Annotated in this window: 24 protein-coding genes; 8 read left to right on the forward strand and 16 right to left on the reverse strand. The window is 64.8% G+C overall.

Going from position 1 to position 25,452, the window contains the following annotated elements; genetic code table 11:
- Positions 1-144 precede the first annotated feature (144 nt).
- The 9 genes from JKG68_RS00275 to JKG68_RS00315 all read right to left on the reverse strand — a co-directional run bounded on the left by JKG68_RS00275 (position 145) and on the right by JKG68_RS00315 (position 8,684).
- Positions 145-1,374 (reverse strand): MFS transporter, encoded by a 1,230-nt coding sequence (locus JKG68_RS00275; RefSeq protein ID WP_202055091.1) that lies wholly within the window; start codon positions 1,372-1,374, stop codon positions 145-147.
- Positions 1,349-2,335, reverse strand: a complete 987-nt coding sequence (gene thiL / locus JKG68_RS00280) for a thiamine-phosphate kinase (RefSeq protein ID WP_202055092.1) — start codon at positions 2,333-2,335, stop codon at positions 1,349-1,351. Before thiL ends, JKG68_RS00275 begins: the two co-directional genes overlap by 26 nt.
- Before the next feature lie 144 nt (positions 2,336-2,479).
- Positions 2,480-2,962: a transcription antitermination factor NusB gene (gene nusB, locus JKG68_RS00285; protein ID WP_202055093.1), complete on the reverse strand. Its 483-nt coding sequence runs from the start codon at positions 2,960-2,962 to the stop codon at positions 2,480-2,482.
- A gap of 2 nt (positions 2,963-2,964) precedes the next feature.
- Complete coding sequence (gene ribH, locus JKG68_RS00290) at positions 2,965-3,456, reverse strand: 6,7-dimethyl-8-ribityllumazine synthase (protein ID WP_202055094.1); 492 nt, start codon at positions 3,454-3,456, stop codon at positions 2,965-2,967.
- A 177-nt stretch (positions 3,457-3,633) separates the two neighbouring features.
- Positions 3,634-4,269, reverse strand: coding sequence for a riboflavin synthase (locus JKG68_RS00295; protein ID WP_202055095.1), 636 nt, complete (start codon positions 4,267-4,269; stop codon positions 3,634-3,636).
- Positions 4,269-5,381, reverse strand: a complete 1,113-nt coding sequence (gene ribD / locus JKG68_RS00300; protein WP_202055096.1) for a bifunctional diaminohydroxyphosphoribosylaminopyrimidine deaminase/5-amino-6-(5-phosphoribosylamino)uracil reductase RibD — start codon at positions 5,379-5,381, stop codon at positions 4,269-4,271. The genes JKG68_RS00295 and ribD overlap by 1 nt, the downstream gene beginning before the upstream one ends.
- A gap of 23 nt (positions 5,382-5,404) precedes the next feature.
- Positions 5,405-5,914 (reverse strand): transcriptional regulator NrdR, encoded by a 510-nt coding sequence (gene nrdR, locus JKG68_RS00305; protein ID WP_202055097.1) that lies wholly within the window; start codon positions 5,912-5,914, stop codon positions 5,405-5,407.
- Positions 5,915-5,929: 15 nt separating this feature from the next.
- Positions 5,930-7,234: a serine hydroxymethyltransferase gene (gene glyA, locus JKG68_RS00310; protein WP_202055098.1), complete on the reverse strand. Its 1,305-nt coding sequence runs from the start codon at positions 7,232-7,234 to the stop codon at positions 5,930-5,932.
- 178 nt (positions 7,235-7,412) lie between these two features.
- A complete protein-coding gene (locus tag JKG68_RS00315) occupies positions 7,413-8,684 on the reverse strand; it encodes a L,D-transpeptidase family protein (RefSeq protein ID WP_202055099.1) in 1,272 nt (423 codons plus the stop codon).
- Positions 8,685-9,083: 399 nt separating this feature from the next.
- On the opposite strand from JKG68_RS00315, the gene JKG68_RS00320 reads away from it, so the two are divergent.
- Positions 9,084-9,833 carry a histidine phosphatase family protein gene (locus JKG68_RS00320; RefSeq protein WP_202055100.1) on the forward strand — a complete coding sequence of 250 codons (750 nt, stop codon included), beginning with the start codon at positions 9,084-9,086 and terminating at the stop codon, positions 9,831-9,833.
- Positions 9,834-9,911: 78 nt separating this feature from the next.
- Here JKG68_RS00320 and JKG68_RS00325 read toward each other — a convergent pair whose 3' ends face one another.
- Positions 9,912-10,370 (reverse strand): DUF6163 family protein, encoded by a 459-nt coding sequence (locus JKG68_RS00325; protein WP_202055101.1) that lies wholly within the window; start codon positions 10,368-10,370, stop codon positions 9,912-9,914.
- On the reverse strand, positions 10,370-11,422 hold the full coding sequence (locus JKG68_RS00330; RefSeq protein WP_202055102.1) for an enoyl-CoA hydratase/isomerase family protein: 1,053 nt from the start codon (positions 11,420-11,422) through the stop codon (positions 10,370-10,372). Before JKG68_RS00330 ends, JKG68_RS00325 begins: the two co-directional genes overlap by 1 nt.
- Positions 11,423-11,656: 234 nt before the next feature.
- Between JKG68_RS00330 and hemB the strand changes: the two genes are divergently transcribed.
- From hemB to wrbA, 6 genes are all read left to right on the forward strand, one after another.
- Positions 11,657-12,700 carry a porphobilinogen synthase gene (gene hemB / locus JKG68_RS00335; RefSeq protein ID WP_202055103.1) on the forward strand — a complete coding sequence of 348 codons (1,044 nt, stop codon included), beginning with the start codon at positions 11,657-11,659 and terminating at the stop codon, positions 12,698-12,700.
- A 25-nt stretch (positions 12,701-12,725) separates the two neighbouring features.
- Positions 12,726-14,081, forward strand: a complete 1,356-nt coding sequence (locus tag JKG68_RS00340; RefSeq protein ID WP_202055104.1) for a branched-chain amino acid ABC transporter permease — start codon at positions 12,726-12,728, stop codon at positions 14,079-14,081.
- A gap of 29 nt (positions 14,082-14,110) precedes the next feature.
- Positions 14,111-15,352 (forward strand): threonine ammonia-lyase, encoded by a 1,242-nt coding sequence (locus JKG68_RS00345; RefSeq protein WP_210346172.1) that lies wholly within the window; start codon positions 14,111-14,113, stop codon positions 15,350-15,352.
- Positions 15,353-15,361: 9 nt separating this feature from the next.
- Positions 15,362-15,844: an RDD family protein gene (locus JKG68_RS00350; RefSeq protein ID WP_202055105.1), complete on the forward strand. Its 483-nt coding sequence runs from the start codon at positions 15,362-15,364 to the stop codon at positions 15,842-15,844.
- Positions 15,845-15,948: 104 nt separating this feature from the next.
- Positions 15,949-16,695: an arginyltransferase gene (locus JKG68_RS00355; protein ID WP_202055106.1), complete on the forward strand. Its 747-nt coding sequence runs from the start codon at positions 15,949-15,951 to the stop codon at positions 16,693-16,695.
- Positions 16,696-16,802: 107 nt separating this feature from the next.
- A complete protein-coding gene (wrbA, locus tag JKG68_RS00360; protein ID WP_202055107.1) occupies positions 16,803-17,483 on the forward strand; it encodes an NAD(P)H:quinone oxidoreductase in 681 nt (226 codons plus the stop codon).
- Positions 17,484-17,494: 11 nt separating this feature from the next.
- Here the strand turns inward: wrbA and JKG68_RS00365 are convergent, their stop codons facing one another.
- From JKG68_RS00365 to recO, 4 genes are all read right to left on the reverse strand, one after another.
- The gene (locus JKG68_RS00365) at positions 17,495-17,788 is read right to left on the reverse strand and encodes a glutathione S-transferase family protein (RefSeq protein ID WP_202055108.1); all 294 of its coding nucleotides are present in this window, start codon (positions 17,786-17,788) and stop codon (positions 17,495-17,497) included.
- A 33-nt stretch (positions 17,789-17,821) separates the two neighbouring features.
- Positions 17,822-18,106 carry a glutathione S-transferase N-terminal domain-containing protein gene (locus tag JKG68_RS00370; protein ID WP_202055109.1) on the reverse strand — a complete coding sequence of 95 codons (285 nt, stop codon included), beginning with the start codon at positions 18,104-18,106 and terminating at the stop codon, positions 17,822-17,824.
- A gap of 3 nt (positions 18,107-18,109) precedes the next feature.
- Positions 18,110-20,356: a DNA topoisomerase IV subunit A gene (gene parC / locus JKG68_RS00375; RefSeq protein WP_202055110.1), complete on the reverse strand. Its 2,247-nt coding sequence runs from the start codon at positions 20,354-20,356 to the stop codon at positions 18,110-18,112.
- Between the two features lie 66 nt (positions 20,357-20,422).
- Positions 20,423-21,154, reverse strand: a complete 732-nt coding sequence (gene recO, locus JKG68_RS00380; protein ID WP_202055111.1) for a DNA repair protein RecO — start codon at positions 21,152-21,154, stop codon at positions 20,423-20,425.
- Between the two features lie 198 nt (positions 21,155-21,352).
- Between recO and JKG68_RS34145 the strand changes: the two genes are divergently transcribed.
- A complete protein-coding gene (locus JKG68_RS34145; protein WP_281399040.1) occupies positions 21,353-23,344 on the forward strand; it encodes an OmpA family protein in 1,992 nt (663 codons plus the stop codon).
- Between the two features lie 54 nt (positions 23,345-23,398).
- Here JKG68_RS34145 and JKG68_RS00390 read toward each other — a convergent pair whose 3' ends face one another.
- Positions 23,399-25,174 (reverse strand): adenylate/guanylate cyclase domain-containing protein, encoded by a 1,776-nt coding sequence (locus tag JKG68_RS00390; protein WP_202055112.1) that lies wholly within the window; start codon positions 25,172-25,174, stop codon positions 23,399-23,401.
- Between the last annotated feature and the right edge of the window lie 278 nt (positions 25,175-25,452).

Consider the following 25,452-nt stretch of genomic DNA (forward strand, 5'->3'; position numbering starts at 1 on the left):
ATGGGAAAGCAGAAAGCCGCTCATCAAGGCCTGTTTGATGGCCCTGACCGGCCCCTACCCCCAGCGAACTTTATATTTGGTTGCAAAAAACTAGGCAGTTCGCAACGATCCTGCCAGCACAACCCACAGGAAGCCCTTAATACTTTAAGCGGGTGCGGCTGCCTTCGTCCTCTGCTGCCAAGCTAGCAGAACTAGCGCGATGGCCACCGGCGGGAAGACCAGCCAGTTCACGCTGTCCCATCCGCCGGCATTCAAAAGCTTGCCCGACGAGAAGGACGCGACGGCAACCGAGCCGAAGATCAGGAAGTCGTTGGCCGCCTGAACCTTGGCGCGCTCCTCGGGGCGGTAGCAGTCGGTCACCAGGGCGGTGGCTCCGATGAAGCCGAAGTTCCAGCCCAGGCCGAGGAGGATGAGGGTCAGCCAGAAATGAGCGATGCTGATGCCGGACAGTCCGATCACGGCCGAAACGGCGATGAGAGCCAGGCCTGCGGCGGTCACCGCGCCCTTGCCGAAGCGGGCGATGAGGCGGCCGGTGAAGAAGCTCGGGCCGAACATGGCCAGGATGTGCCATTGGATGCCCAGCGCCGCCGCCCCCACCGAGTGCCCGCATCCGATCATGGCGAGCGGCGCGGCCGTCATCATGAAGGTCATGAGGCTGTAGGAAACGAGGCCCGTCACCGCAGCCACGATGAAGCGGGGCTGCCGCACGATCTCGATCAAGGGCCTGCCGCTGGCCTTGGAGGCCGCGACGCTGACCGGCGCGGGGCGAAGGAACGACACGGCGATCATGGACAGGAAGGCCAGGGCCGCCTGCCCCAGGAAGGCCCCGGCGAAGGGAGCGGCCTGGATGAAGTCCCGGGTCCAGATCACCGTCTGGGGTCCCACCACCCCGGCGATCAGGCCGCCCGTCATGACCCAGGAGATGGCCCTGGGCTTGAACGCCTCGGAGGCCGCATCCGTCGCGGCGAAGCGGTAGCTCTGGTTGAAGGAGCCGTAGCTGCCGATGATCAGGGTGCCGAGGCAGAACAGCACGAAGCTGAACGAGGCGATGCCGAAGGCCGCCAGGCACCCGCCCGCAAGGCCGATTCCGGCGCCGACCATGTAGCCGATGCGCCGTCCGGCCTTTCGCATGAGCACCGCGGCCGGAATGGTGCCCAGCGCCAGTCCGAGGTTGAGGAGGCTCACCGGGAGCGTCGCCAGTTCCTTGTCGGGGGAAAGCGCCTGCCCCACGAGCCCGCCCAGGGACACCACGATGGCCGGGCTCGAGCCGCCCAGGGCCATGGCGGCGGCAAGCACCACCGCGTTGTACTTGGCGACCGCGTCGTTGGAGTGAGCCTGAACGGGAGCGTCAGAAATGCTGGTATGAGCCGACATCGTAGCGTCTTTCGAGATCTTTCATCCGAAAGACCGGCAGGCCGTCTCCTGCGACGACTCGGCCGATGACGGACAGGGCAACCCCGACCCTATCGGCCTCTTTCCGGAAGCTGTCGAGGTTCTTTTCCGGCACGGTGCAGAGAATTTCGTAGTCGTCACCCCCCGTGAAAGCGACGTCCAGCAACGGGGGCGAGGCCTGGACGGCCTTGCGGGCGGCGGGCGACAGCGGAACCCAACCCGCCTCGACGAGGGCGGAGACCCCGCCTGAGCGCATCATCTTGGCGAGATCGCCCGCCAGGCCGTCGGACACGTCCATGGCGGCGCTCGCGTGGTCGCGCAGTGCCCCCGCCAGGCGGTGGCGGGGTTGGGGATGGAGGTAGCGGTCGGCGAGATGCGCCTTGTCGTCATGGGACAGGGCCTCCGCCCAGTCGGGAGCGGAGCGCAGCTTGAGACCCAGGGCGCCGTCGCCGATGGTGCCGGTCACGCAGATCGCATCCCCCACCCGAGCCGTCGTCCGGCGAACCATCAGGCCCGACGGCACCTCGCCGACGGCGGTGACCGAGAGGGTGAGAGCCCCCCTTGCCTTCACCGTATCGCCGCCGAGAAGCGGGCAGGCAAATTCCCGGGAAGCCTCGCCGAGCCCGGCGGCAAAATCCGCAAGCCAACTCTCCGTCCAGTGGGCCGGCAGGGCCAGGCTGAGGAGGAAGCCCGAAGGATCGGCACCCTTGGCGGCGAGATCGGACACGTTCACGCCGAGAGCCTTGCGGGCAATGGAGCCGGGGGCGTCGTCCGGCAGGAAGTGGACCCCCTCGACCAGCGCGTCGACGGTGAGCACGAGATCGTGCCCGGGCTTAGGGGTCAGACGGGCCGCATCGTCCATGAGGCCCAAAGCCCCTTCGCCTGCGATGGGCGCAAAGAAGCGGGCGATCAGGCTGTCTTCGGTCGGTCTTTGCACGCTCATCCGCAGGGGGACTCCTCCGGCTGCTCCTTACCCTTCCCCGAGGGCGAGGTCGAGCGCAAGGCGGATCCGGGAGCGCTCATGAAAAAGCCCATCCCAGGCTAACCTGACATGGGCTTGAAAGAACAACGCCGTAAATACGAGCCCTTACCGCTTCCCCTGGCCTGCAGCCTTCTTCTCCAGCTCGCCCGGCCGCGCCTCTCGGGCCAGGTTGTCGAGAACGGCGTTCACGAGACCGGGCTCATCCTCGCCGTAAAAGCTGTGGGTCACGTCCACATATTCGGTGATGACCACGCGGGCCGGCACATCCTTGCGGTACATGAGCTCGTAGCCGCCGGCACGCAGGATGGCGCGAAGCACGGCCTCGATGCGCTTCAAGGGCCAGCCCTCGGCCAGGGCCTTGTCGATCTTCACGTCGATCTCTCGCTGGTTCTTGACCACGCCCGAGAGGATATCGCGAAAGAACGTGGTGTCCGACGGCTGGAACGTGATGCCTTCGACCTCGCGGCCGATCCAGAAGGCCTCGAATTCCGCAAGCGCGTCGATGACCCCCGTGCCCGACACGTCCATCTGGTAGAGGGCCTGAACGGCAGCGAGGCGAGCGGCCGAGCGCTCTGCTGGCTTCGTCATGATCAGGCCTCCACGAGTTGGCGTTTGATGCGCAGGACGGCCAGAGCCGCATCCACCGCTCCACCGCCCTTGTTCAATTCATTCACGCTGGCCCGGGTCCAGGCCTGCTGCTCATTTTCGACGGTGAGGATGCCGTTGGCGAGCGGAATCCGGCGCTCCACGGAGAGATCCATGAGGGCGCGGGCGCTCTCGCCTGCGACAATATCGTAGTGCCCCGTCTCGCCGCGGATGACGCAGCCCAGGGCGACGACCGCATCGTAGGGCCGGCCTGCCTTCTCTGCGGCATCGAGCGCGATGGCGATTGTGGCCGGGATCTCCAGCGCCCCGTCGAGGGTCAGCACGTCCATGGTGGCCTGCGCCGCCTCCACCGCGCCCTGCGCGCCGCGCAGGAGCTCGTTGGCGATGTCGTCGTAAAAGCGGGCCTCGACGATCAGGATGCGGGCGCCGGGCACCGGCGGGCGAGGGCTTTTCGGCTTGTCGGAATGGGCGACCATGAGAAATCCGTTCAGAACTCTGACAGCCCCTCTGCCCTCATCCTGAGGAGCCTGCGGAGCAGGCGTCTCGAAGGAGGATCCAGAGAGAACCGGAAACGCCCTGATCCTTCGAGACGGCCTGGCGGCCTCCTCAGGATGAGGGCTGCGTATGGAATACGGGAAACGTTAGGCGTTCCCCTACCCCGCCCGGCGCGCGTCCGCAAGCCGCGCCGCATAGCGGGCCATCAGGTCGACCTCCAGGTTGAGCCTGTCGCCCGCCTGCCGGTCGCCCCAGGTGGTCACGCTCAGGGTGTGGGGAATGATCAGCACGGAAAACGTGTCGTCGTCGACCGCGTTCACCGTGAGCGACGTGCCGTCGAGGCAGACGGAGCCCTTTTCGGCGATGAACGGCGCGAGCGCGGGCGGCACCTTGATGGCGAAGCGAGCCGTCGGGCCCCAGGGGTTGTCCCCCGCCGTGATCGCCTCCTTGGCCACGATGGTGGCGACGGCGTCCACGTGCCCGGTGACCATATGGCCGCCGAGCTCGTCCCCGATCTTCAGGGAGCGCTCCAGGTTGATCCTGGTGCCGGGCCGCCAGTCGCCGACGGTGGTGCGCTCCAGGGTCTCGGCCGCCGCATCCACATCGAACCAGCAGCCGCCCTCCCGCGGGCCCACCGCCACCACCGTCAGGCACGGTCCGCCGCAGGCGATGGATGCACCGAGCGCGATGGTCGCGGGATCATAGGCGGAATGGATGCGCAGGCGCTTCAGGGTTCCCTGAGCCCCCTCCACTGCCGCAACCTCGCCGAGGTCGGTGACGATACCCGTGAACATCAGGGCTTCTCCCAAAACATGAAAAGGTCCGGGCCGATCTGCTCCTCGGCCAGAAAGCTGAGCTCGTCCATGCGGTCCTGGAGCGAAAGGCCGAGCGCCGGCACGTCGCCCAGGCCCCGTGCCGAGCGGCCGGTGATCAAAACCAGCTCGTCGATGAGGTTTTCCCTGGCAAGCGCATCGGCCAGCTGAGGACCGCCCTCGCAGAAGACGCGGGTCACGCCCCGGGCGCCAAGGAGCTGCAGTGCCTCGGCGAGGGAAACGCGGCCGTCCTGGTCCCTAGAGACCCGCATCACCTCGACGCCCTGCGCGGTCAGGGCCATCTCCGCCTCGACCGGTGCCTCAGCCGTGGTCACGATCCAGGTCTGGATGCTGCCCGCTCCGGCAACGACCCGCGAAGCCGGAGGCGTCCGCAGCCGGGAATCGACGATGACACGAACCGGCGACCGGCTCTCGAGGCCGGGCAGGCGCACGTTCAGCAGCGGATCGTCGGCCAAAACGGTTTGGGCTCCCACCATGATGGCATCCGCATGGGCCCGCATCAGGTGAACCCTTGCCTGAGCGGTTTCGCCGGTGAGAATCAGGCGCGGGCCGTTGCGCGCGCCCGCAAAGCCCTCGGTGCTGCGCGCAAGCTTCACGGTGACGGCGGGGCGACCCTGCGTCACCCGGGCAATGTGCCCCCGGTGCGCCCGGCGGGCCGCTTCGCCGAGGCACCCGGCAACGACCTCGATGCCGGCCTCTCTCAGGCGGGCATGGCCGAGCCCCGCCACGCGCGAATCCGGGTCCTCCAGGGCGGACACCACCCTGGCCACCCCCGCCGCGATCACGGCGTCCGCACAGGGTGAGGTCTTGCCGTAGTGTGAGCAGGGCTCCAGGGAAACGTAGAGGGTCGCCCCCTTGGCTTTTTCTCCCGCCGCCGCAAGCGCCACCCGCTCCGCATGGGGCCGGCCGCCCGGCTGGGTCGCCCCTTGGGCGATGATCACCGGAGCACTGCCGCTCTCGTCCATGATCACGCACCCAACGGACGGGTTCGGCCAGGTCAGGCCGAGATTGCGTTCCCCCAGAGCGAATGCCAGGCGCATATACCGCTCGTCCTGGAAAGTTCTGTCAGTCATCTGCCACTTCGCGCCTGCGGCATTCATGGCTCGGACTGCACGCGCTTCTTCTTGGCGGGAGGCTGCAGTTCGTCGTCGCCGTCTCCCTCAGCCAACTTGCCAAGAATCTCCTCGAAGTCCTTGGCCTCACGGAAGTTCTTGTACACGGACGCGAAGCGCACATAGGCCACGTCGTCGAGGCCCTTCAGCCCTTCCATGACGAGCTCGCCTACGGTCTCGCTCGGCACCTCGCCGTCGCCCATGCTCTCGAGCTGGCGCACGATGCCGTTGATCATCCGCTCGACCCGCTCCGGCTCAACCGGACGCTTGCGCAGAGCCACCTCGACCGACTGCTGGAGCTTGTCGCGGTCGAAGGGAACCCGGCGTCCGGAGCGCTTGACGACCGTCAGCTCACGCAGCTGAACCCGCTCGAAGGTCGTGAACCGGCCGCCGCAATCGGGGCAGATGCGGCGGCGGCGGATGGACGAGGAATCGTCCGTGGGGCGGGAATCCTTCACCTGGGTGTCCAGGCTCCCGCAATAGGGGCAACGCATGGATCCGTTTAAACCTCAGGCGTAGATTGGGAAACGGCGGGTCAACTCGTGGACGCGCTGCTTGACCGATTCCTCGATCGAAGCGTTGGCCTCGTCCCCATGCTTGGCCAAGCCATCGAGCGTTTCGACGATCAGCTCGCCCACCCGCTTGAATTCGGCGATGCCGAAGCCGCGAGAGGTGGCGGCAGGGGTTCCGAGGCGGACGCCCGAGGTCACCATCGGCTTCTCGGGATCGAAGGGCACGCCGTTTTTGTTGCAGGTAATGTGGGCGCGACCCATTGCGGCTTCGGCCGCCTTGCCGGTGAGCTTCTTTGGGCGAAGATCGACCAGCATCAGGTGGTTGTCGGTGCCGCCGGCCACGATGGCGTAGCCGCCCGCCAGCATGGTGTCGGCCAAGACCTTGGCGTTCTCCACCACCGAGCGGGCATAGAGCTTGAACTCGGGGCGCAGCGCCTCGCCGAAGGCCACGGCCTTCGCCGCGATCACGTGCATGAGTGGACCACCCTGAAGTCCGGGGAATATGGCCGAATTGACCTTCTTGGCGATGTCCTCATCGTTGGTGAGGATCATGCCGCCGCGGGGTCCGCGCAGGGTCTTATGGGTGGTGGTGGTGACCACATGCGCATGCGGGAACGGCGACGGGTGAGCGCCGCCCGCCACGAGGCCAGCGAAATGGGCGATGTCCACCATGAAGAAGGCGCCGACCTCGTCCGCGATCTCGCGGAAGCGAGCGAAGTCCCAGAATCGGGAATAAGCCGAGCCGCCGGCGACGATCACTTTCGGCTTATGCTCGCGGGCAAGCGCGGCCACCTCATCCATGTCGATGATCTGGTCTTCCTCGCGCACCTTGTAGCTGACCACGTTGAACCACTTGCCGGACATATTCACTGGGGAGCCGTGGGTCAGGTGGCCGCCGCAGGCAAGATCCAGACCCATGAACGTGTCGCCTGGCTTCATGAGCGCCATGAACACGGCCTGGTTGGCCTGGGAGCCTGAATTGGGCTGGACATTGGCGAACCGGCAGTCGAACAGGCGCTTGGCCCGGTCGATGGCAAGCTCCTCGGCGATGTCGACGAACTGGCAGCCGCCATAGTAGCGGCGGCCCGGATAGCCCTCCGCGTACTTGTTGGTCATCACCGACCCTTGTGCTTCCAAGACGGCGCGGGAGACGATGTTCTCGGAGGCGATCAGCTCGATCTCGTCACGCTGGCGGCCGAGTTCGAGCCCGATGGCGCGGGCGATCTCGGGATCGCTGTCGGCAAGGCCGGCCGAGAAAAAGCTGTTGGACAGATGGCTGTGTGCCGCTTCACTCGCGCTCATGGGTTCACTCTCGCCTTCCTGGGAGCCTTAGCCGATACGGCCGCTCGATCTGCACGTGCCGTGGCCTTTAACATGGCAGGCTTCACCGCGCCAACTGCTCCAGAGACATGCCCACCCGGCTTATGAAATGCAACAGCCCGCCGGAGGGCGGGCTGTTGGGAGCTTTGTCGCAGAAGGCTCAGTTCTGGAGGAACATCTCTTCGTCCGGCTCGGTAGGCGTCCGGCTTGCCACCGGGATGGCGTTGCCGAGGCCGTCCTTGTTGTAGATGTCGTCGCGGAACTGCACGAGGCCGTCCGGGGTCGCCCAGGCCGTCATGTAAATCCAGTGGATCGGAACCGCCTGCGCCAGACGGGCGTCGATGCGCTCGCCGGACTTGAAGGTGGCGTCGATCTGCTCGCGGGTCCAGCCGGGGGTGTCCTTCAGGAGCCACTCGATGTAATCGCGCACGTTCTGAATGCGGATGCAGCCCGAGGAGACGAAGCGGAAATCGTCACCGAAGATGCCCTTGGAGGGCGTGTCGTGCATGTAGACGCCGTGCTGGTTCGGGATGTTGATGCGCACGAAGCCCATGGAGTTGAGGTCGCCGCCCGGGTCCTGGCGGAAGCGGTAGCGGGTCGCCTCGTCGGAGAACCAGTTGATCTGGCTGGAGGGAACCTCCTGGCCGGCCGCGTTGAAGATGCGGATCTTGTTCTCGGCGAGGTAGTTCGGCTCCTTCTGCATCTTGGGGATGAGGTCTTTTTTGACCACGGAGGCAGGAGCCGTCCAGAACGGGTTGAAGTTGACCTCGACAACCTTCGAGTTCAGCAGCGGGGACTGGCGGTCGATCTTGCCGACGCCGGCCGCGTGCCGGGAGTGGACGACGCCGCCCTCAACGGCCTCGACGAGAGCGGCCGGGATGTTGGCGACCGCATACCGGCTGGGCAGCCCGGCGCCGACGAGGGTGCGCAGGCGAGCGACGTTGATCTCAAGCTGGCGGATGCGAACATCGGCCGGCACGTTCATGGCGGCCACCGTCGGGGCCGTGATGGTGCCCGTGGAGCTGATGCCGTGGCGGGCCTGGAAGCGGCGGACGGCGGCCTCGACATAGGAATCGTAGATCGGGGATTCGCCGGCGGCCTGGTCGAGGTCGCCCGTGATGATGAGGCGCTGGCGCAGCGCGATGACGGCCGGGCTCTTGGAGCCGACGCGCAGGCCCTGGACGCCCTGGACCGGCTGCCAGCCGCCACGGGCGGCGATGTTGCGGTAGTACTCGATCATCTGCTCGGTGGCGGCGAGCGCCTCCTGAGACAGCATGGGGGTCGAGGTCCGCTGGACCCGGGTGCGGGACACAGCTTCGTAGTTCTGCGACCACTCGGCCTGGCTCTGAGCGAACTGCTGGGCCAAGGCTCCGGTCGCCGGCGTGAAGATGAGGGCGAGCGATCCAGTCAGGAGGGTACGGCGAGACAACATGAGCGCAGGCTCTTCCCGGTTAGGTGTGGTCGGTCAAAGGAGCGGCAGACAAGCGTCGGGATCCGCTCCCATTCCCAGCGATAAGTGCCGGGATAGGATTAAAGAACGGTATCGAAAACAGGGAACATCAGGGCCGTTTTATGGCAAATCGCCCCATTGGACTTCCACCCGGCTTCGAAACCGCTCTTGAGGGGTACGTAACTTTGAAGTGTGATCTTGGGGATACACTTCTGCGTGAGGAGCTTGGCATTACGGTTTGTTGCCAATCGACCGAGATCAGGTTGCCTGCCGAGCCTGGGCTGAACGTCGACCTCCCCCCCGTCATAATAGTGACGTTATAACTGCAATATGCGGATCCTCACCAGCTTCATCCCGGCTGGAGAGAGAAAGGATCTTGCTATGGATATTGAAAAGAACAAGGACGGCGCGGATCGGCGCTCAGTCCTCAAGGCCGTTTTGGGAACGCCGCTCCTCTTCAGCGCAGGCACGCTCTCATCGCCTGCGCTTGCCCAGACGCCGCTTACTGCTTCCGGCAAGCTTACGGTTTACTTCGCCCGTCACGGGGAGAGCGAGGCCAACGTCCTCAATGTCTTCTCCAACCGCGGCGTGAAGCATCCGCTGACGATCAAAGGGTACCAGCAGGGCAAAACTCTGGCCGAGGCCTTGGCCAGGGATAAGATCGAGGCAATCTATTCGAGCCCGATTACCCGCGCCGTGCAGACTGCGGACATCATCGCCCTGGCCACGAACAAAGTCGTGCGCTTGGCCCCAGAAATTCGCGAATACGATGTCGGAGTCTACGGAGACACCGGGAGTGAGCAGGGCTGGAAGATCTTCGATGAAGTGCAGGAGGCCTGGAACAGGGGTCAGCCCGAAGCCAAGATGGATGGCGGCGAAAGCCTCAACGACCAGAAAGGGCGCTTCCTTCCCTTCATGTCCCGCTTGCTTGCTCATCACGGCCCGACGGGCGGCGCCATCGTGCTCGTGGCACATAGCGGCATCTACCGGAACATGCTGCCCCTGGTGTTCGACAACATCGACTTGAAGTTTTCCATGGGCAACAAGCTTGCCAACGCGAGCTATGCCAAGGGGGAGCTTCGCGATGGCCGCCTTCACTGCGTGGAGTGGAACGGTAAAGCTATCTCATAGGTGAAGCCTGCCTCCTCAAGGTCCCATGCCCGCACCCGTCTGTAGGCTAGGCATGGGAAACCTGAAGGCCGGCCAGCCCTATGCCTCCCGCGCCGCGAGCCATGAAATTCCCAAGTAAACGGCCATGAGGGTGAGGAAGAACGCCACCGTCATGACGCCGCCGGATACGATGCCGGGAAAGAAGGCTGCCAGGATGAGGTGGCTCATGATGGCCAGAAGCCACATGATGCCGCCCCAGGTGCTCGCCATCCACAGGCCCACGGCCGCGATCAGGTCGATCAGGGCGAAGTAGATCACGGTTGCTTGATAGCCTGTCGAACGGGCCTCGAAGTGCCCAATGGGGGTCCAGATGCCGAGAATCACCGCCCAGGCGCTCAGGCCCTTCATGATCCACAGGATGGACAGGATCCGCATGAAGCAGGTGAGCACGAAGCTCCAGCGCATGAAGCCCTGGGGTGCGGGGCGCTCCTCGATGCGGTCGGAGAGATAGTCACGCGCCGCTTGGGCGGACGATCCTTGGCTGCCGCTGCGGGGCATCAGGCGATCTCCAGTTCTTGTGCCCCAAGGCTCGCGAAGTGATGCTCGATCACGGCCGGATCGACCGCCTCCAGGGAGGCCGGCTGCCAGCGGGGCTGGTTGTCCTTGTCGATCAGGACCGACCGGACGCCCTCGTAAAAGTCGTGGCCTTCGCCGATGCGGGAGACGATGCGGAACTCGACCTTCATGGCCTCCTCGAAATCGAGGGCTGCACCCCGGCGCACCTGCTCGAAGGCAAGGTTCATGCTGGTGGGCGATTTCGTGCGCATGCCCGCCGCAGTCTTGGCGGCGAACTCGGAGCCTCTGCCGGCAGCCTCGTCGAGGCGCTGGAGAATTTCGGGGACGCTGTCGCCCGAAAAACAGGAATCGATCTCGACCCTGTGGGCCTCCAGCGGCGCAGGACCGGGATCGGCCGCGGCCCTGGCCAGAGCCTCGTCCACCGGCTCGCCCGCGATCAGCGCCTCGCGCAAGGCGGGGATGCTCCCGCTCGCAACGGAATGGGTCGCGAGGCCCAGCATGACGGCATCGGCGCGCTTCACCCGCTCCCCGGTGAGCGCAAGGTACATGCCGCTGTGGCCGGGAAGGCGTGGCAGGGCATAGGTGGCGCCCACATCGGGGAAGAAGCCGATTCCTACCTCCGGCATGGCGAAGAGATAGCGCTCCCCGGCCACCCGGTGCGAGCCGTGCAGGGACACGCCAACGCCGCCGCCCATAACGATGCCATCGATGAGCGACACGTACGGCTTCGGATAGCGCTTGATCCGGATGTTGAGCTGGTATTCCTCCCGCCAGAAGGCGAGCGCCTCCTCCCGGCGTCCGGCCTTGAGGTCCTCGGTGAGTTGGCGGATGTCGCCGCCGGCGCAGAATGCCTTCTCGCCGGCGCCCTGCACGACGATGCGCGTCACGGACGGGTCGCTCTCCCAAGCGTCGAGCGCCCGCCGTATCTCGCGGACCATGGCCAGGTTGAGGGCATTGAGCGCCTTCGGACGGTTGAGCGTGATGAGACCGGCCTCACCCTGCTTCTCGCAGACGACCTCGGCGCTCTCGTCCATGGAACACTCCTCCAATATCGGTATGTGGCTTAAAACAAGGTGCGGGTCAGCCGTCAATGCACCCTTGTCGTTCCCGAACCCGGCGGATCGCCGGGGATGACATGTGGGTCAGTCTAACCGGAATTTCACATGGATCCTGCCGAAGTGCGACCTCGAACCCTTTTTTAGAGCGATTTAAATGTGCTAACCCTCAGCCCAGCGCCAGCGCATCGAAGCCGGCGCCGGATGAGGATCATGTCGAAGCTGTCGCCGTTCCCCCGCCCCTCCTCAGAGGAAGCACGCCCTTCTTCCCTGAACCTGTCCCACCGCCCGCGGCGCAACCGCAAGGCCGAGTGGTCGCGGCGGCTCGTGCGCGAGAACGTGCTGACGGCAAACGACCTGATCTGGCCGATCTTCATCGTGGAAGGCGCGTCCGGTCGCCAGCCGGTCGGCTCCATGCCGGGCGTGGAGCGACTGACCATCGGCGAGGCCGTGCGTGAGGCCGAACGGGCAGCCTCCCTCCACATTCCGGCCGTCGCGCTCTTTCCCTATACGGACCCCGCCCTGCGCGACCCGACAGGCTCCGAATCCCTGAACAGCCGCAATCTGGTCTGCCGCGCGGTGCGTGAGATCAAGAAGGCCGTGCCGGAACTCGGGATCATCTGCGATGTAGCCCTCGATCCCTATACCAGCCATGGCCACGACGGGGTCATGGACGGCCAGAGGATCCTCAACGACGAGACCGTTGCCCTTCTGGCGCGGCAGGCAGTCCTTCAAGCAGAGGCCGGAGCGGATATCATCGCTCCCTCCGACATGATGGACGGGCGCGTGGGAGCCATTCGCACCGCTCTCGACGAGATGGGCTTCCAGGACGTGCAGATCATGGCCTATGCGGCCAAATACGCCTCGGCCTTCTACGGCCCCTTCCGGGACGCCATCGGCACCAGCGCCACCCTGGTAGGCGATAAGCGCACCTACCAGATGGACCCTGCCAACGCAAACGAGGCCATGCGGGAGGTCCTGCTCGATCTGGAGGAAGGCGCCGACATGATCATGGTCAAGCCGGGTCTGCCCTATCTCGACATCGTGCACCGGGTGAAGGAGACCTTCGCGGTTCCAACCTTCGCCTACCAGGTTTCCGGCGAGTACGCGATGATCAAGGCCGCGGCCGCCAACGGGTGGATCGATGGCGAGCGAGCCATGATGGAAAGCCTCCTGGCCTTCAAGCGAGCCGGTGCCGACGGCATCCTCACCTATTTCGCTCCTCAGGTGGCGGAAAAGCTGAAGACGCAGGGCTGACGCGTCCCGGTCGCAGGGCCTCTTCGTGACAGGCTCCCGGCTCTATGCGGCATGGAGGCTCACCGCCTGCCTGATGGGCCTTTGCCTGCTTGCCGCCTGCGGCGCTTCCGTCGACGCCGAGCATGCGCGGGTTTGCCGCTCAGCGCTGCCGGCGCTCAATCCGGGGGCAGCGATCACCGTACAGGCTGTTCGCAAGGGTCCGGCGCCAAGCAGCCTGCGCGTCGACTACATCGCCCAACATCCGGACCGCCCCGCCCTCGAGCGCTTCGCGATCTGCCAATTCGCGGCTGAGGGATTGTCCCCCAACAAGGCGGAACTGACCGGCATCGGCACAGAGGAAGGTCTTCTGTCCGGGGCGAACCTGTATCTTCTGAAGCGCTTCTATCTCGATACGCCCGAGGGCGCCGCCGGCGATCCCGGCAGCCGGATGGATGCCGATGTTGCGGAAATCCCGATGAGCACAGCTTACTGGCTTCAGCAACTGCTCGTCAGCCTTCCCAGAACCGCCATCTATGCGCTCCTGTCCGTTGCTTTCGCTCTCGTCTTCGGTTTGAGCGGCCGGATCAATCTGGCCTTCGGCGAGCTGGCGGCGGTCGGCTCGGCGGCCACCGTGGCAGGCGCCTCAGTCGTTCTCGGCATGGGGATCAGCTCCCCGGTCCTTGGACTTGTCGCAGGTTTGGCCGCCGCCCTTTTCGCCGGGGCTATCCATGGCGCCGTCGGCGGGCATTTCACCATCGCACGCATTACCGGCGCCAGCCCGCAGCCCAGCCTGATCGCCACCGTCGGGCTATCGCTCTTCCTTATGGAGTATCTTCGGCTCGCGCAGAGCCCTGTCACGGTCTGGCTCCCCCCGATCTGGTCGGAAGCCTGGCCCCTTGCCAAGGCTGGAGAGTTTCTCGTGAGCCTGACCCCTGTCACGGCGGTCACGTCCGGCATCGGCCTTCTGGTTGCCTTGAGCCTGCTCTGGCTCGTGCAGGGCACCGGCTTCGGAAGGAGGTGGCGCGCCTATGCGGACGATGCGGGCGCTGCCGCACTCCTGGGCGTCGACGGCCCTCGCCTTCTCATCCAAACTCTTGCGCTCGCCGGCGCCATGGCAGGCCTGTCGGGCATGCTGATCGTGGCCCAATATGGCGGCCTGGGGTTTGCTGGCGGCTTCCAGTACGGCCTCAAGGCGCTGATCGCCGCCATCATCGGCGGCATCGGATCGATCCCCGGCGCAATGTTAGGAGGTTTCGCCGTAGGCTTGTTCGAGACCCTGTGGTCGGCGTATTTACCGATCGAGGTGCGTGATATGGCTCTTTATGGCGCACTGATCATCTTCCTGATCTTTCGGCCCGGCGGCTTGCTCGGCTTCAAGGATCCAACACCGCGACCCGTTTAAGGGTGTATAGTCAAAGCCTGGAGGAACGCTTGGGCACCTATGCCATCACCATCGAGGATGTGAAACGCGCGGCGGAGATCGTCCAGGGACAGGTCCTGCGAACCCCGCTGGTTCCTGCTCCGCGCCTGTCTCAGCTCACCGGCGCGAGCGTTTTCGTGAAGCACGAGAACATGCAGCCCACGGGCTCCTTCAAGGAGCGGGGAGCGGTGACCAAGCTCGAGAGCCTGGTGGACGGCGAACGCAAGCGAGGCGTCATCGCCATGTCGGCCGGCAATCATGCCCAGGCCGTGGCCTATCATGCGCGGCGCCTCGGCATCCCGGCCACCATCGTGATGCCCGACAATACGCCCCTGGTGAAGGCGGAGAACACCCGCTCCTATGGGGCGCAGGTGATCCTTCATGGCGAGACTCTCTACGAATCGGCCGCGCATGCCCGCGAGATCGGCGAGCGGGAGGGCCTCGTCTTCGTCCACCCTTACGACGATCCGAAGGTCATGGCAGGCCAGGGCACCATCGCGCTGGAGATGCTGGCCGATGCGCCTGATCTCGACCAGATCGTCGTGCCCATCGGGGGCGGCGGGCTCATCTCCGGCATCACGGTCGCGGCCAAAGCCATGAAGCCGTCCATCGAGATCATCGGTGTGGAGGCAGCGCTTTACCCGTCATTCCGCAACGCCATCAAGGGTGAGGACCAGCCGATCGGGGGGGCGACATTGGCGGAGGGCATAGCGGTGAAAACCGTCGGACAATTGCCCCTGCCGATCGTGCGCGATCTCGTGTCCGACATCATCGCAGTCGAGGAGCCGCTGATCGAGCGCGCCGTCAACGCCTATGCCACCCTGCAAAGAACCATGGCGGAAGGTGCCGGCGCGGCCGGGCTTGCCGCCATGATGGCAAGCCCTGAGCGCTTCGAGGGCAAGCGGGTCGGCCTCGTGCTCTGCGGCGGCAACATCGATGCGCGCATCCTGGCCTCCGTCATGGTCCGCGAATTGGAGCGGGATGATCGCATCACGTCCTTCCGCATCACATCGAACGACAGGCCAGGCATCCTGGGACGCGTGGCGAGCCTGCTCGGCAGCCTTGGCGCCAACATTCTCGAAGTATCCCACGGTCGCCTGTTCCTCGATGTGCCCGCCAAGGGCGTCTCCATCGACATCACCGTCGAAACGCGGGACAGACAACATACGTCGGAGGTCTTCGGGGCCCTTGCGGCGGAGGGGCTCGCCCCGCAGCGGATCGCATCCCGCAGCCTTCCCCAGACCGCCTTCTAGGAGACACCCATGGTCAACCAACCCTACCCGGCGCAGCCGAACTACCCATCCTACGTGATGGACTCCCGGCTGACCGAGGGCGTCATTTCCCGGCGCTTCTGGGCCTATCTGATCGACCTCGTCGTGATCGCGCTCTGGGTTACCTTGATCTCCATCGGCATCTTCTTCCTCGGGATCATCACCTTGGGTCTCGGCTGGGGGTTGTTCTTCGCCCTTCCCCTCACCGCCCTGATCTTCATCGTCTACAATGCGGTGACTATCGGCGGCCCGTCCCAGGCGACGGTGGGCATGCGCTATATGGGCCTGCGGGTAATCGATCCGCAGACCGGCAGGGGCGCCTCCATGCTGTCCGCTGCCGTGCACGCCCTGTTCTTTTACGTGGCCGTCTCGACCTTCCTGCTCTGGGCAGGTGACGTGTTCGTCGGATTCATCCGGGACGACCGCCGCTTCCTGCGCGACCTGCTCACCGGCATGATGGTCGTTCGGGCCTGAACAAAAGTCTGCGACATCGCCGCTCTTTTCCTGGACCCTGCGGACACCAATGTTATCCTTGGGCGTTAACCTAGCGCTCAAGGTTTCTCCACAAGGCATCCAGCTTGACGAGCCAGCCCCGCGACGCACCGCAATTCTACCTCACCTCCCCCTCCGCCTGCCCTTATCTGCCGGGTAAGGAAGAGCGCAAAGTCTTCACGCATATCGTGGGGCGGCGCGGACGGGAGCTGAACGAGATCCTCACCCAGGGTGGGTTCCGCCGCTCCCAGACCATCGCTTATCGACCGGCCTGCGACACCTGCCGGGCCTGCGTCTCCGTGCGCGTTCTCGTGGACGAATTCGAGCCGTCCGGGAACCTGAGGCGTGTCTTGAAGGATAACGCCGACCTGATCGGCAGCCCTAATCCCAACCGTCCGACATCGGAACAGTACTCGCTCTTCCGCCGCTACGTGGACACGCGCCACGCGGATGGCGGCATGGCCGACATGACGGTGCTCGATTATTCCATGATGGTCGAGGACAGCCATGTGGACACGAAGCTGATCGAATACAGGCGGCGCGGCATCGACAGCAGCATTACCGGCAAGGGCGAAGGCAATCTCATTGCCGTCTGCCTTACCGACGAGATGAGCGACGGCCTCTCCATGGTTTATTCGTTCTATGATCCCGATCATCAGGACCGCAGCCTCGGCACCTTCATGATCCTGGATCACATCCGGCGTGCGAAGGCGATGGGCCTGCCCTACCTCTACCTTGGATACTGGGTCGATGGCTCGAAGAAGATGGGCTACAAGGCCCGCTACAAGCCACAGGAGCGCCTCCTGGCTCATGGTTGGGTGCGGGTCGACTAGGCTCTGGCCAAGCCGGTGCTGCAGATCGTGTCTTGCACTCAGGGCAAGGAACAACGCGAGTCTCGACTCGTTGCTTGCGTAACTTCAACGCAAGCAGCGGGTGCGCTATGGCAAAGGTCCTGGTCGTTTACTACTCCTCTTACGGTCACCTTGAAACAATGGCCCAGGCCATTGCGGAAGGCGCCCGCTCCGTTGCCGGAACCGACGTCACCATCAAGCGGGTTGCCGAACTGGTCCCTGAGGAGGTGGCGCGCAAGTCTGGCATGAAGATCGACCAGCAGGCTCCCATTGCGAACCCTAACGAGCTGGCTGACTACGACGCGATCATTTTCGGCACGCCGACCCGCTACGGCAACATGGCGGCGCAGATGCGCAACTTCCTCGACCAGACCGGCGGCCTGTGGGTGAAGGGCGCGCTGGTGGGAAAGGTCGGCAGCGTGTTCGCCTCAACGGCAACCCAGCACGGCGGGCAGGAGACCACCATCACGTCGTTCCACACGACGCTCCTCCACCACGGCATGATCATCGTAGGCCTGCCCTATTCTTTCGCGGGACAGACCAAGATGGACGAAGTGACCGGCGGCACACCCTATGGGGCCACGACCCTGGCCGGCGGCGATGGCTCCCGACAGCCGAGCGAGAATGAGCTGGACGGCGCCCGCTTCCAGGGCCGGCACGTTGCCGAGATCGCAGCGCGGCTCGAACGCGGCGCCGGGGAGCGCGGTCCCGCGCCGGCCGATATGAACAATCCGACCGAAACGACCGGCGGAACGGCGGATCAGGGTTGAGACGGCCAGGGTCAGTCCAGAAGCACGTATGGATGTGCCCATCCGGGCAGGGCCTGGATGCGCTCCAGCCAGCCGGCTACATGAGGCCAAGCCCTGTAATCGAGGCCAGTCTGCTCGGGCCAGAAGAGGTAGCTGCAACAGGCGATGTCTGCGATGGAGATGGTCGAGCCAAGGAGAAAACCCTCCTTTGCTCGAAACTCCTCATCGAGCCGGCTGAGATCGGCGCGAGCACGGGCTTCAAGCCAGGCAATCACGTCAGATGGCGTATCGGGCGCGAAGCGCCTTGCAAAACGCAGGTTGGACACCGAGAAGCCGATCCGGTTCGCCTCCCAGAACAGTCACTCCACCGTACGATCCGGGTCGCACTCCCCGCGCAGACGCCCTGTCGTGCGCGCGAGGTGCATGAGGATTGCATCGGACTGGACGAGGGGTTCTCCGTCCGTCACGAGAACGGGAACCTCCCCGTAGCGGCTGACCTCCCGAAAATCACGGGGCCGGTTTGCACGCTCGACCGTCAGATCGACGGACCGATACTCGTGCTCCAAGCCGAGCAGGGTGAGAGCCAGCTTCACCTTGTAGGAATGGCCTGACTCTCTGTTGCCATAGAGAACGAGCTTCGACATCTGTTACTCGCCGAACGTGTTCGACTTCGGGAAGCCCTTCGGCGGAAGGCGGCCGGCCTCGGTGCGATCGCCCATCCAGTCGCGGAGGTCCTCCTTGGCCACCGTCCAGGTGCGGCCGGCGGTGTCCTTCCAGGTCAGACCTTCCTTGAGCTTGAAGACCTTGGCGTCGGAGACGCCGCCGTCCTTGTAGCGCTGGAGGCGCACACCCTTGCCGCGGGTCATCTCCGGCACCTGCTTTGCAGGGAAGATCAGGAGCTTGCGGTTCTCGCCGATGATCGCGACGTGATCGCCATCGGCCTCAGCGCACACCACCATCTTGGCAGGCGCGTCGAGGTTGAGGATCTGCTTGCCCTTGCGGGTGTTCGCCGTGATCTCCTCGGTGGGCACCACGAAACCGCGCCCATCGGAGCCGGCGACGAGCAGCTTGGAGCCCGCCCTGTAGGGGAAGGCGGCGATGAAATCGGCACCCTCCTCCAGGTCCACCATGAGGCGGATCGGATCGCCGAAACCACGCCCGCCCGGAAGCTTGGAAGCCTCGAGCGTGAAGAAGCGGCCATTGTTCGCCACCACGACGATTTTCGACGTCGTCTCGGCAAAGAAGGCGGTCTTCAGCTTGTCGTCACCCTTGAACTGAACACCGGAGATATCGTCCTGGTGCCCCTTCATGGCGCGGATCCAGCCCTTTTCGGAGACGATCACCGTGATCGGCTCGCGCTCGATCATCGCCTCTGCGAAATCGATGTCGGAGGTGTCCGGCGCCTCTGCGAACGACGTGCGGCGGCGGCCGAGCGCCGTCTCAGGCCCGAAGGTCTTGCGGACCTCCTTGATCTCGGCCGAAATCGTCTTCCACTGCACCTTCTCGGAGCCGAGCAGCTCCTCGATCTTAGCCTTCTCGTCCTGCAGGTTCTTCTGCTCGCGCTTGAGCTCCATTTCCTCGAGCTTGCGCAAGCTGCGCAGGCGCGTGTCGAGGATGGCGTTGGCCTGAACCTCTGTGAGCTTGAAGACCCGCATCAGCTCCTGCTTGGGCTCGTCCTCCTCGCGGATGATTTTGATCACCCGATCGAGGTCGAGATAAACGATGAGCAGGCCGCCCAAGATCTCCAAGCGGCGGTCGATCGCGGCCAGACGGAAGCCCGAGCGGCGGATCAGCACCTCGCGGCGGTGGTCGAGCCACTCGCGCAGGCACTCCACCAGCCCCAGCACCTTGGGCACCTTGCCGCCAGCCAGAACGTTCACGTTCATGGGGATGCGGCTCTCAAGCTCCGTCAGCTTGAAGAGCGATTCCATGAGGATGATGGGGTCGACCGTCTTGGCGCGGGGTTCGAGAACCACGCGGATGTCCTCGGCCGATTCATCGCGCACGTCCGCCAGCAGCGGCAGCTTCTTTTCCTGGAGCAGCTCGGCGATCTTCTCGATCAGCCGCGATTTCGGCACCGCATAGGGGATTTCGGTGACGACGATCTGCCAGTTGCCGCGCCCCAGGTCTTCCTTGGCCCAGCGGGCACGCACGCGGAACGAGCCGCGGCCCGTGCGGTAGGTCTCGGCCATGGAAGCCGGCATGTCGACGATGATGCCGCCGGTCGGCAGGTCCGGGCCCGGCACGAACTGCATCAGCTGTTCCGAGGTCGCGTTCGGCTTCCCGATCAGATGGAGCGCCGCATCGCAGAGTTCGGCCGCATTGTGCGGCGGGATCGAGGTTGCCATGCCGACCGCGATGCCCTGCGAGCCGTTGGCCAGCAGGTTCGGGAAGGCGGCCGGCAGCACCACCGGCTCCTCGTTGGTCTGGTCGTAGGTCTCGCGGAAATCGACGGCATCCTCGTCGATCCCCTCAAGGAGGAGGCGCGCGACCTCCGTCATGCGTGCTTCGGTGTAGCGCATGGCAGCGGCGTTATCGCCGTCGATGTTGCCGAAATTGCCCTGTCCGTCGGCCAGCGGATAGCGCTGGGCGAAGTCCTGCGCCATGCGCACGAGGGCATCATAGATCGACTGGTCGCCATGGGGGTGGAACTGACCCATCACGTCGCCGACGATGCGCGCGCACTTCTTCGGAGCCGACTTCGGATCCAGGCGCAGCAGACGCATGGCATGCAGAATCCGGCGGTGGACCGGCTTCAGGCCGTCGCGGGCGTCCGGCAAGGCCCGGTGCATGATGGTGGAGAGCGCATAGGCGAGATAGCGCTCTTCCAGGGCATCCTTGAGATTGATGTTCTCGATCTCGCCCCCTGTCGGCGGATTGACCGGCTTACCCATGACTCGAAATCCTCAACTGCGAATCGCTTCTTATCATCTGAAATGAGAACATAACAGAAACAAACTTCATTCGTCCCCAGCTGTGGCGAGTGCGACGAAACGCGCCCGCTCGTCGGGCGCCCTCCGCCCCTGTGGGTCGAACACGTTCTGATGCAGGAAGAAGTCTGTGAGCGCAAACCCGGCCCGGACATCCTCCTCGCTCGGCCGATTGGCTTTTGTCTGCCCGATCAGGAAGCCTGGCAGCTTGAGAAGCCGGTCCTTATAGGGCTCTCCGGCTCCGGCGCTGACCGCCCGACCACTCCTTGGGGAGACATAGGTGAGGTCGCGCTCTGTACCGGTGGCGGCACAGCTGGAAAGGTCCAGACCAAAGCCGAGCTCAGTGAGGATCGCTAGTTCGAACCGCACGAACAGCGCCGGTGCGAGATCGGCGTCGTCCAGGTGGTCGACCAGAACGGTGAGCGTCTCGAAAAGGGCAAAATGAGGGTCCCGCTCCGGGAAGTTTCGCAGGAGATGGGCAAGCGTCGCCAAACCGTAGAGCGCCATGGAGGATCCCATCAGCCGCGCGGCGCGCAGGTTCAGGCCCTCTACCTGATAGGTGCCCAGATGCTCGTCGAGCCGCGCCCGCCAGGTCGCCTGGACTGTGTTGCCGGGCTGTAGAACCGCTTGAAGGTATTTTGAGCGCCCGCCGTGGACCAGCCCCAGGTGCCGGCCGTGCTCGCGCGTCATCAGCTCAAGGATGACGCCAGCCTCGCCATGCTTGCGGACGCCGAGAACGACCCCTTCGTCAGTCCATTGCATCGTTCCTAAAGGCCTTCGGAAAACGGTTTACCTGAATGCCTGATGTAAGCATTCAGGGGACATTCATCCATGTTTTTCAAGGATATCGGCCAACTTCTAAAATTCTGTTGCAGAAGCCGGAATGCTCGCCAGGCGGAACCAAACTGCCGCCCTCACATTGTCGATAACCTTAATATGTCTAGTGATGAATTGAGAACCATGAAACTTTCCCGCCTGTTTCTTGCGAGCACCGCCCTTCCTCTGATGCTGTTGCCGGCGAACGTGTCGGCCCTCCAGGCGGAAGCCGCGATGCCCATTGTCATCGCCCAAGCTGGACCGAGTGCCGAAGAGGAACTCCCACCTGGCGCTCGCCCCAGACGGCAGGGCCAGCAGGATGGCGAGGCGCCCCGCGGAGGACGTCAGGGTCAGGAGCGCAGACAGGACGCCCAGGAGCGCAGACAGGGCGGCCAGGACGCAGGTGGTGCCCCCGCTGCCTCCGAGGAACGTGGTCAGCGCCCGCCCCGCGGTGCAGGCCCGGCCGAGCGTGGTGCAGGCCCCGCTGAGCGCGGCGCCCCCGACGCGCCGCGCGGCTCCCGCGCCACGGAGTCTGAGGAAGCGCCGCGCCCACGGCGCGACTCGGCCCAGCCCGCCGAGCGGCCGACGCCGCCTTCCGGTACAACTCCGGCCACTCCCGCCCGGCCGGCGCAGCAGGCGCCCGCAGAGCGCCCATTGCCTTCCGCCGAGACGCCTGAGCGCCCCGCTCGCCCGGCCGCCCAGGAGCGTGAACGAAACCGCGACCGCCCCGCCGCCGAGCGCGATCGTCCTCGGCAGCCAGCACCTGCCGCCGAGACCTCTCCGACCGCTCCGGCTCCGGCGGCAACGCCTCCTGCTCCGGCGGCTCAGCCGGCAACGCCTCCGGCCCCGGCACAGCAGCGGCCTGCCGCAGGCGCGCCTCGCCCGGCCGATGCGGAGCGGCCCACCCGACAGGGAGACACCGAGCGGCCTGACCGCCAGCGCGGGCAGCGTCCGACCCAGGATGCGCCCACCACAACCACGGCCCCAGCGGCTCCTGCGACGCCCGCACCATCAGCTCCGACCGCGGCCCCTGCGGCACCCGCTGCTCCGACGCCTACCCCCGCCGCTCCGGCAACCGCTGCGCCCGCAGCTCCGGCTGCCCCCGCGGCACCGGCTCCCGCGACGAGAGCCCAGCCTACAGCTCCGGCTGCACCCACGCAGATCGCGCCGCGCCAGCAGGCTGCACCCACAGCCCAGCCGCTCGATCCGTCCCGTGTTCGCATCGAGGATCTGCGCAATCAGCGGCGTGAGCGGAGGGAAGGTGGACGGGTTATCATCGAGGAGCCCGGCAACCGCACCATTATCCGCCAGGGCAACGAGGTCGTGATCCGTCACGACGAGACCGAGAGGTTCCGCCGGACCTACCGTGATGCCGACGTGCGTGTCGAACGCCGTGGCGCCGATGAGGAAGTCACCATCGTGCGCCGTCCGGACGGCTCGGAGATCGTGACCGTGCGCGACGAGTACGGCAATCTGATCCGCCGCGCGAGGCGAGAGCCGGCAGGCGGCCGCGAGGTCGTGCTGATCGAGAACCGCCGTGGTGACCGCCGCGCGACAACCTACGGATATGTCGAGGAGGAGGTCGTGCGCCTGCCGCCGCCGGTGGTCCGGATTCCGCGGGAGGAATACATCGTCGATGTGGAACGCGCATCCCAGGACGACCTGGTGGAAGCCTTCACGGCTCCTCCCGTCGAGCGGATCGAGCGGTCTTACACGCTCGACGAAGTTCGTCGCAGCCAGCCGCTGCGTGAGCGCATGCGCCGGGTGGACGTGGATACGGTCACCTTCGAGTTCGGCTCCTGGGAGCTGGCCGGCGATCAGGCAGGCGCTCTGACGGGCATTGCCGAGGCGATCAAGGCAGCCCTGGCCAAGAATCCGAACGAGATCTTCCTGATCGAAGGCCATACGGATGCCGTCGGCCCGGACGAGGACAATCTCACCCTCTCCGACCGCCGCGCCGAGACGGTTGCGACGATCCTGTCCGAACGGTTCCAGATCCCGGCCGAGAACCTCACCACGCAGGGATACGGCGAGCAGTACCTGAAGGTGAGCACGGAGGCGCCCGAGCGGCAGAACCGTCGGGTGGCCATGCGCCGCATCACCCCGCTTCTGCAGGGACAGAACCAGCAGCAGTAAGCCGATCTGCCGTGAGGCTCCCCGCGAGCCTCACGGCTGTTCAACAGTCCTGATTTACTCCGGAAGGCCTGCCTGCCGCAGGCCTTCCGCGAACCGGCTCATGGCTTCCTTGCTGAAGGCCATGGCTTGCAGAATGTCCGTGACGGTGATGCCTGGATATCCCTTGAGCAGTTCCCCAACGCTTTCCTGCGCCTTGTCGAGCTCGCCGGCCAGGAAATAGGACGGCGCAAGCGTCCGGTGGATCCAGGCCGCAGTCGGCTTCGCCATAAGGGCCTTTTCCTGCCACTGCGTCGCCTGATCATAACGCTTTGCAATGAAGTGGGCGCAGCCAATTCCCATTTCGCAATTGAACGCCATGGGATCGAACGGGCTGAGGCGGAGCGAGCGCTCGAAATGCTGGATCGCGACCTCTGGATCATCCTGGTAGTTGCGCAGCCATCCGCTGCGGTTCCACCCCCACGCCGAGTTCGTATCCAATGAGAGAGCCCGATCCAGCATGAAGGTGGCGCGCTGATATTCTTTCGTGATCGTCAGCGCTGCGCCCAGCACCGTCAAAATGAAGGGATCGTCGTGGCAGAGGGCGGCCGCCGTCTGCGCCTGACGCAACGTCTCGCGCTTGTCCTCCCGGATATTCGTGGACCAGTTGTAGACAATCCTCTGCCCCCGGCACCACGCTGCCAGGGAGAGAGCCAGCGGATAACCGGGATCGAGGAGCAGAGCTTTTTCCAGCAGCCTTGCTGCCTCCCGGTTTCCCTCGTATTCCAACGACCATACGTAGGGAAGCGCCCGCATGACCAGATCGTAGGCGTCCAGGTTCTCGGGGCGCTTGCGTCTTGCCCGCTCGATCTCGGCCGCTCGGATGGAGGGTTGGATCGATCCCACGACGCTGGCCGTGATCTGGTCCTGCAGATCGAAGACATCCGCCACGACCCCATCATAATGTTCGGCCCAAAGATGAACACCGGTCATGGCGTCCACCAACTGTGCCGTAATGCGAAGTCTATCGGCAGAACGTCTGACGCTGCCTTCGAGCACGTACCGCACGCCGAGCTCGCGGCCGATCTGCTGTACGTTTATGGATCGCCCCTTGTAGGCGTAGGTCGAGTTCCGGGCGATCACGAAGAAGGATCTGAAGCGCGACAGAGCTGCAATGATGTCCTCGACGATCCCGTCGGCAAAAAAATCCTGCTCGGGATCCTTGCTGATGTTGACGAAGGGCAGAACGGCGATTGAGGGCTGGTTCAGGACCGGCGGCACGAAACGTCGCTCGCCTGAGGCTTCTGATGAGTCCAGCCCTTCCAGAAGGCAATAGACCTTGATGGGCCTTCCGATGTTCTTGAAGCGATGCTCTCCGCGGTCCTCGAACTCGAAGGGAAGCTTGTCCCTCACCTCTTCATAGACTTTCGCGGACAGGCAGATGCCCCCTGGCAGCGCCATCTTCTGCAGGCGCGAGGCTATGTTCACTCCGTCTCCAAAGATGTCCCCGTCCTCCTCGATCATAATGTCGCCGATATTGATCCCGATGCGCAGCTGGAGCGGCCTCATCGCCTCTTTGCTCGAGGTCGATGCGACGGATTTCTGAAGATCCACTGCACATCGAACGGCTTCCACAGGACTTGAGAACTCGACCAGGAACCCATCCCCGACGGTTTTCACCAGCCGCCCATGGTGGGAGCGAATGCTTGGCTCGATCACCTGCCGCCGCAGGTCTCGAAGACGAGCCAGCGTGCCTTCCTCGTCTTTGGACATGAGATCGGAATAGCCTACCACGTCAGCGGCAAGGACAGCTGCGAGACGTCTTTGCGCCGTCTGATCAGAAGGGCTGCTCATGGCCTCTCCAGGACGTCGACGCTGAAACTGACGCTACAGGGGAAGATTACTCAACAGGCTGTTCGGCTTTTCATCGTTCCCTCATGATAAAGCCTCACATCCCATCTGGTTGCGTCGGGAAACTGCCTGAAATCGATGCAAAGCAAGGATTTTCAAAGGAATTGGCGCTCTCCTGCCGGTTTCTGGAAGCCCCTCGTGGCGGGAGATGCCGTGCAGGCACCTTGCGCTTTCCGGCAGTCCTGTACGACCTTAGAAGGAGCGGGCTCAAGTATTCTTCT

The sequence above is a fragment of the Microvirga aerilata genome (assembly GCF_016743775.1).
Classification (GTDB): domain Bacteria; phylum Pseudomonadota; class Alphaproteobacteria; order Rhizobiales; family Beijerinckiaceae; genus Microvirga; species Microvirga aerilata.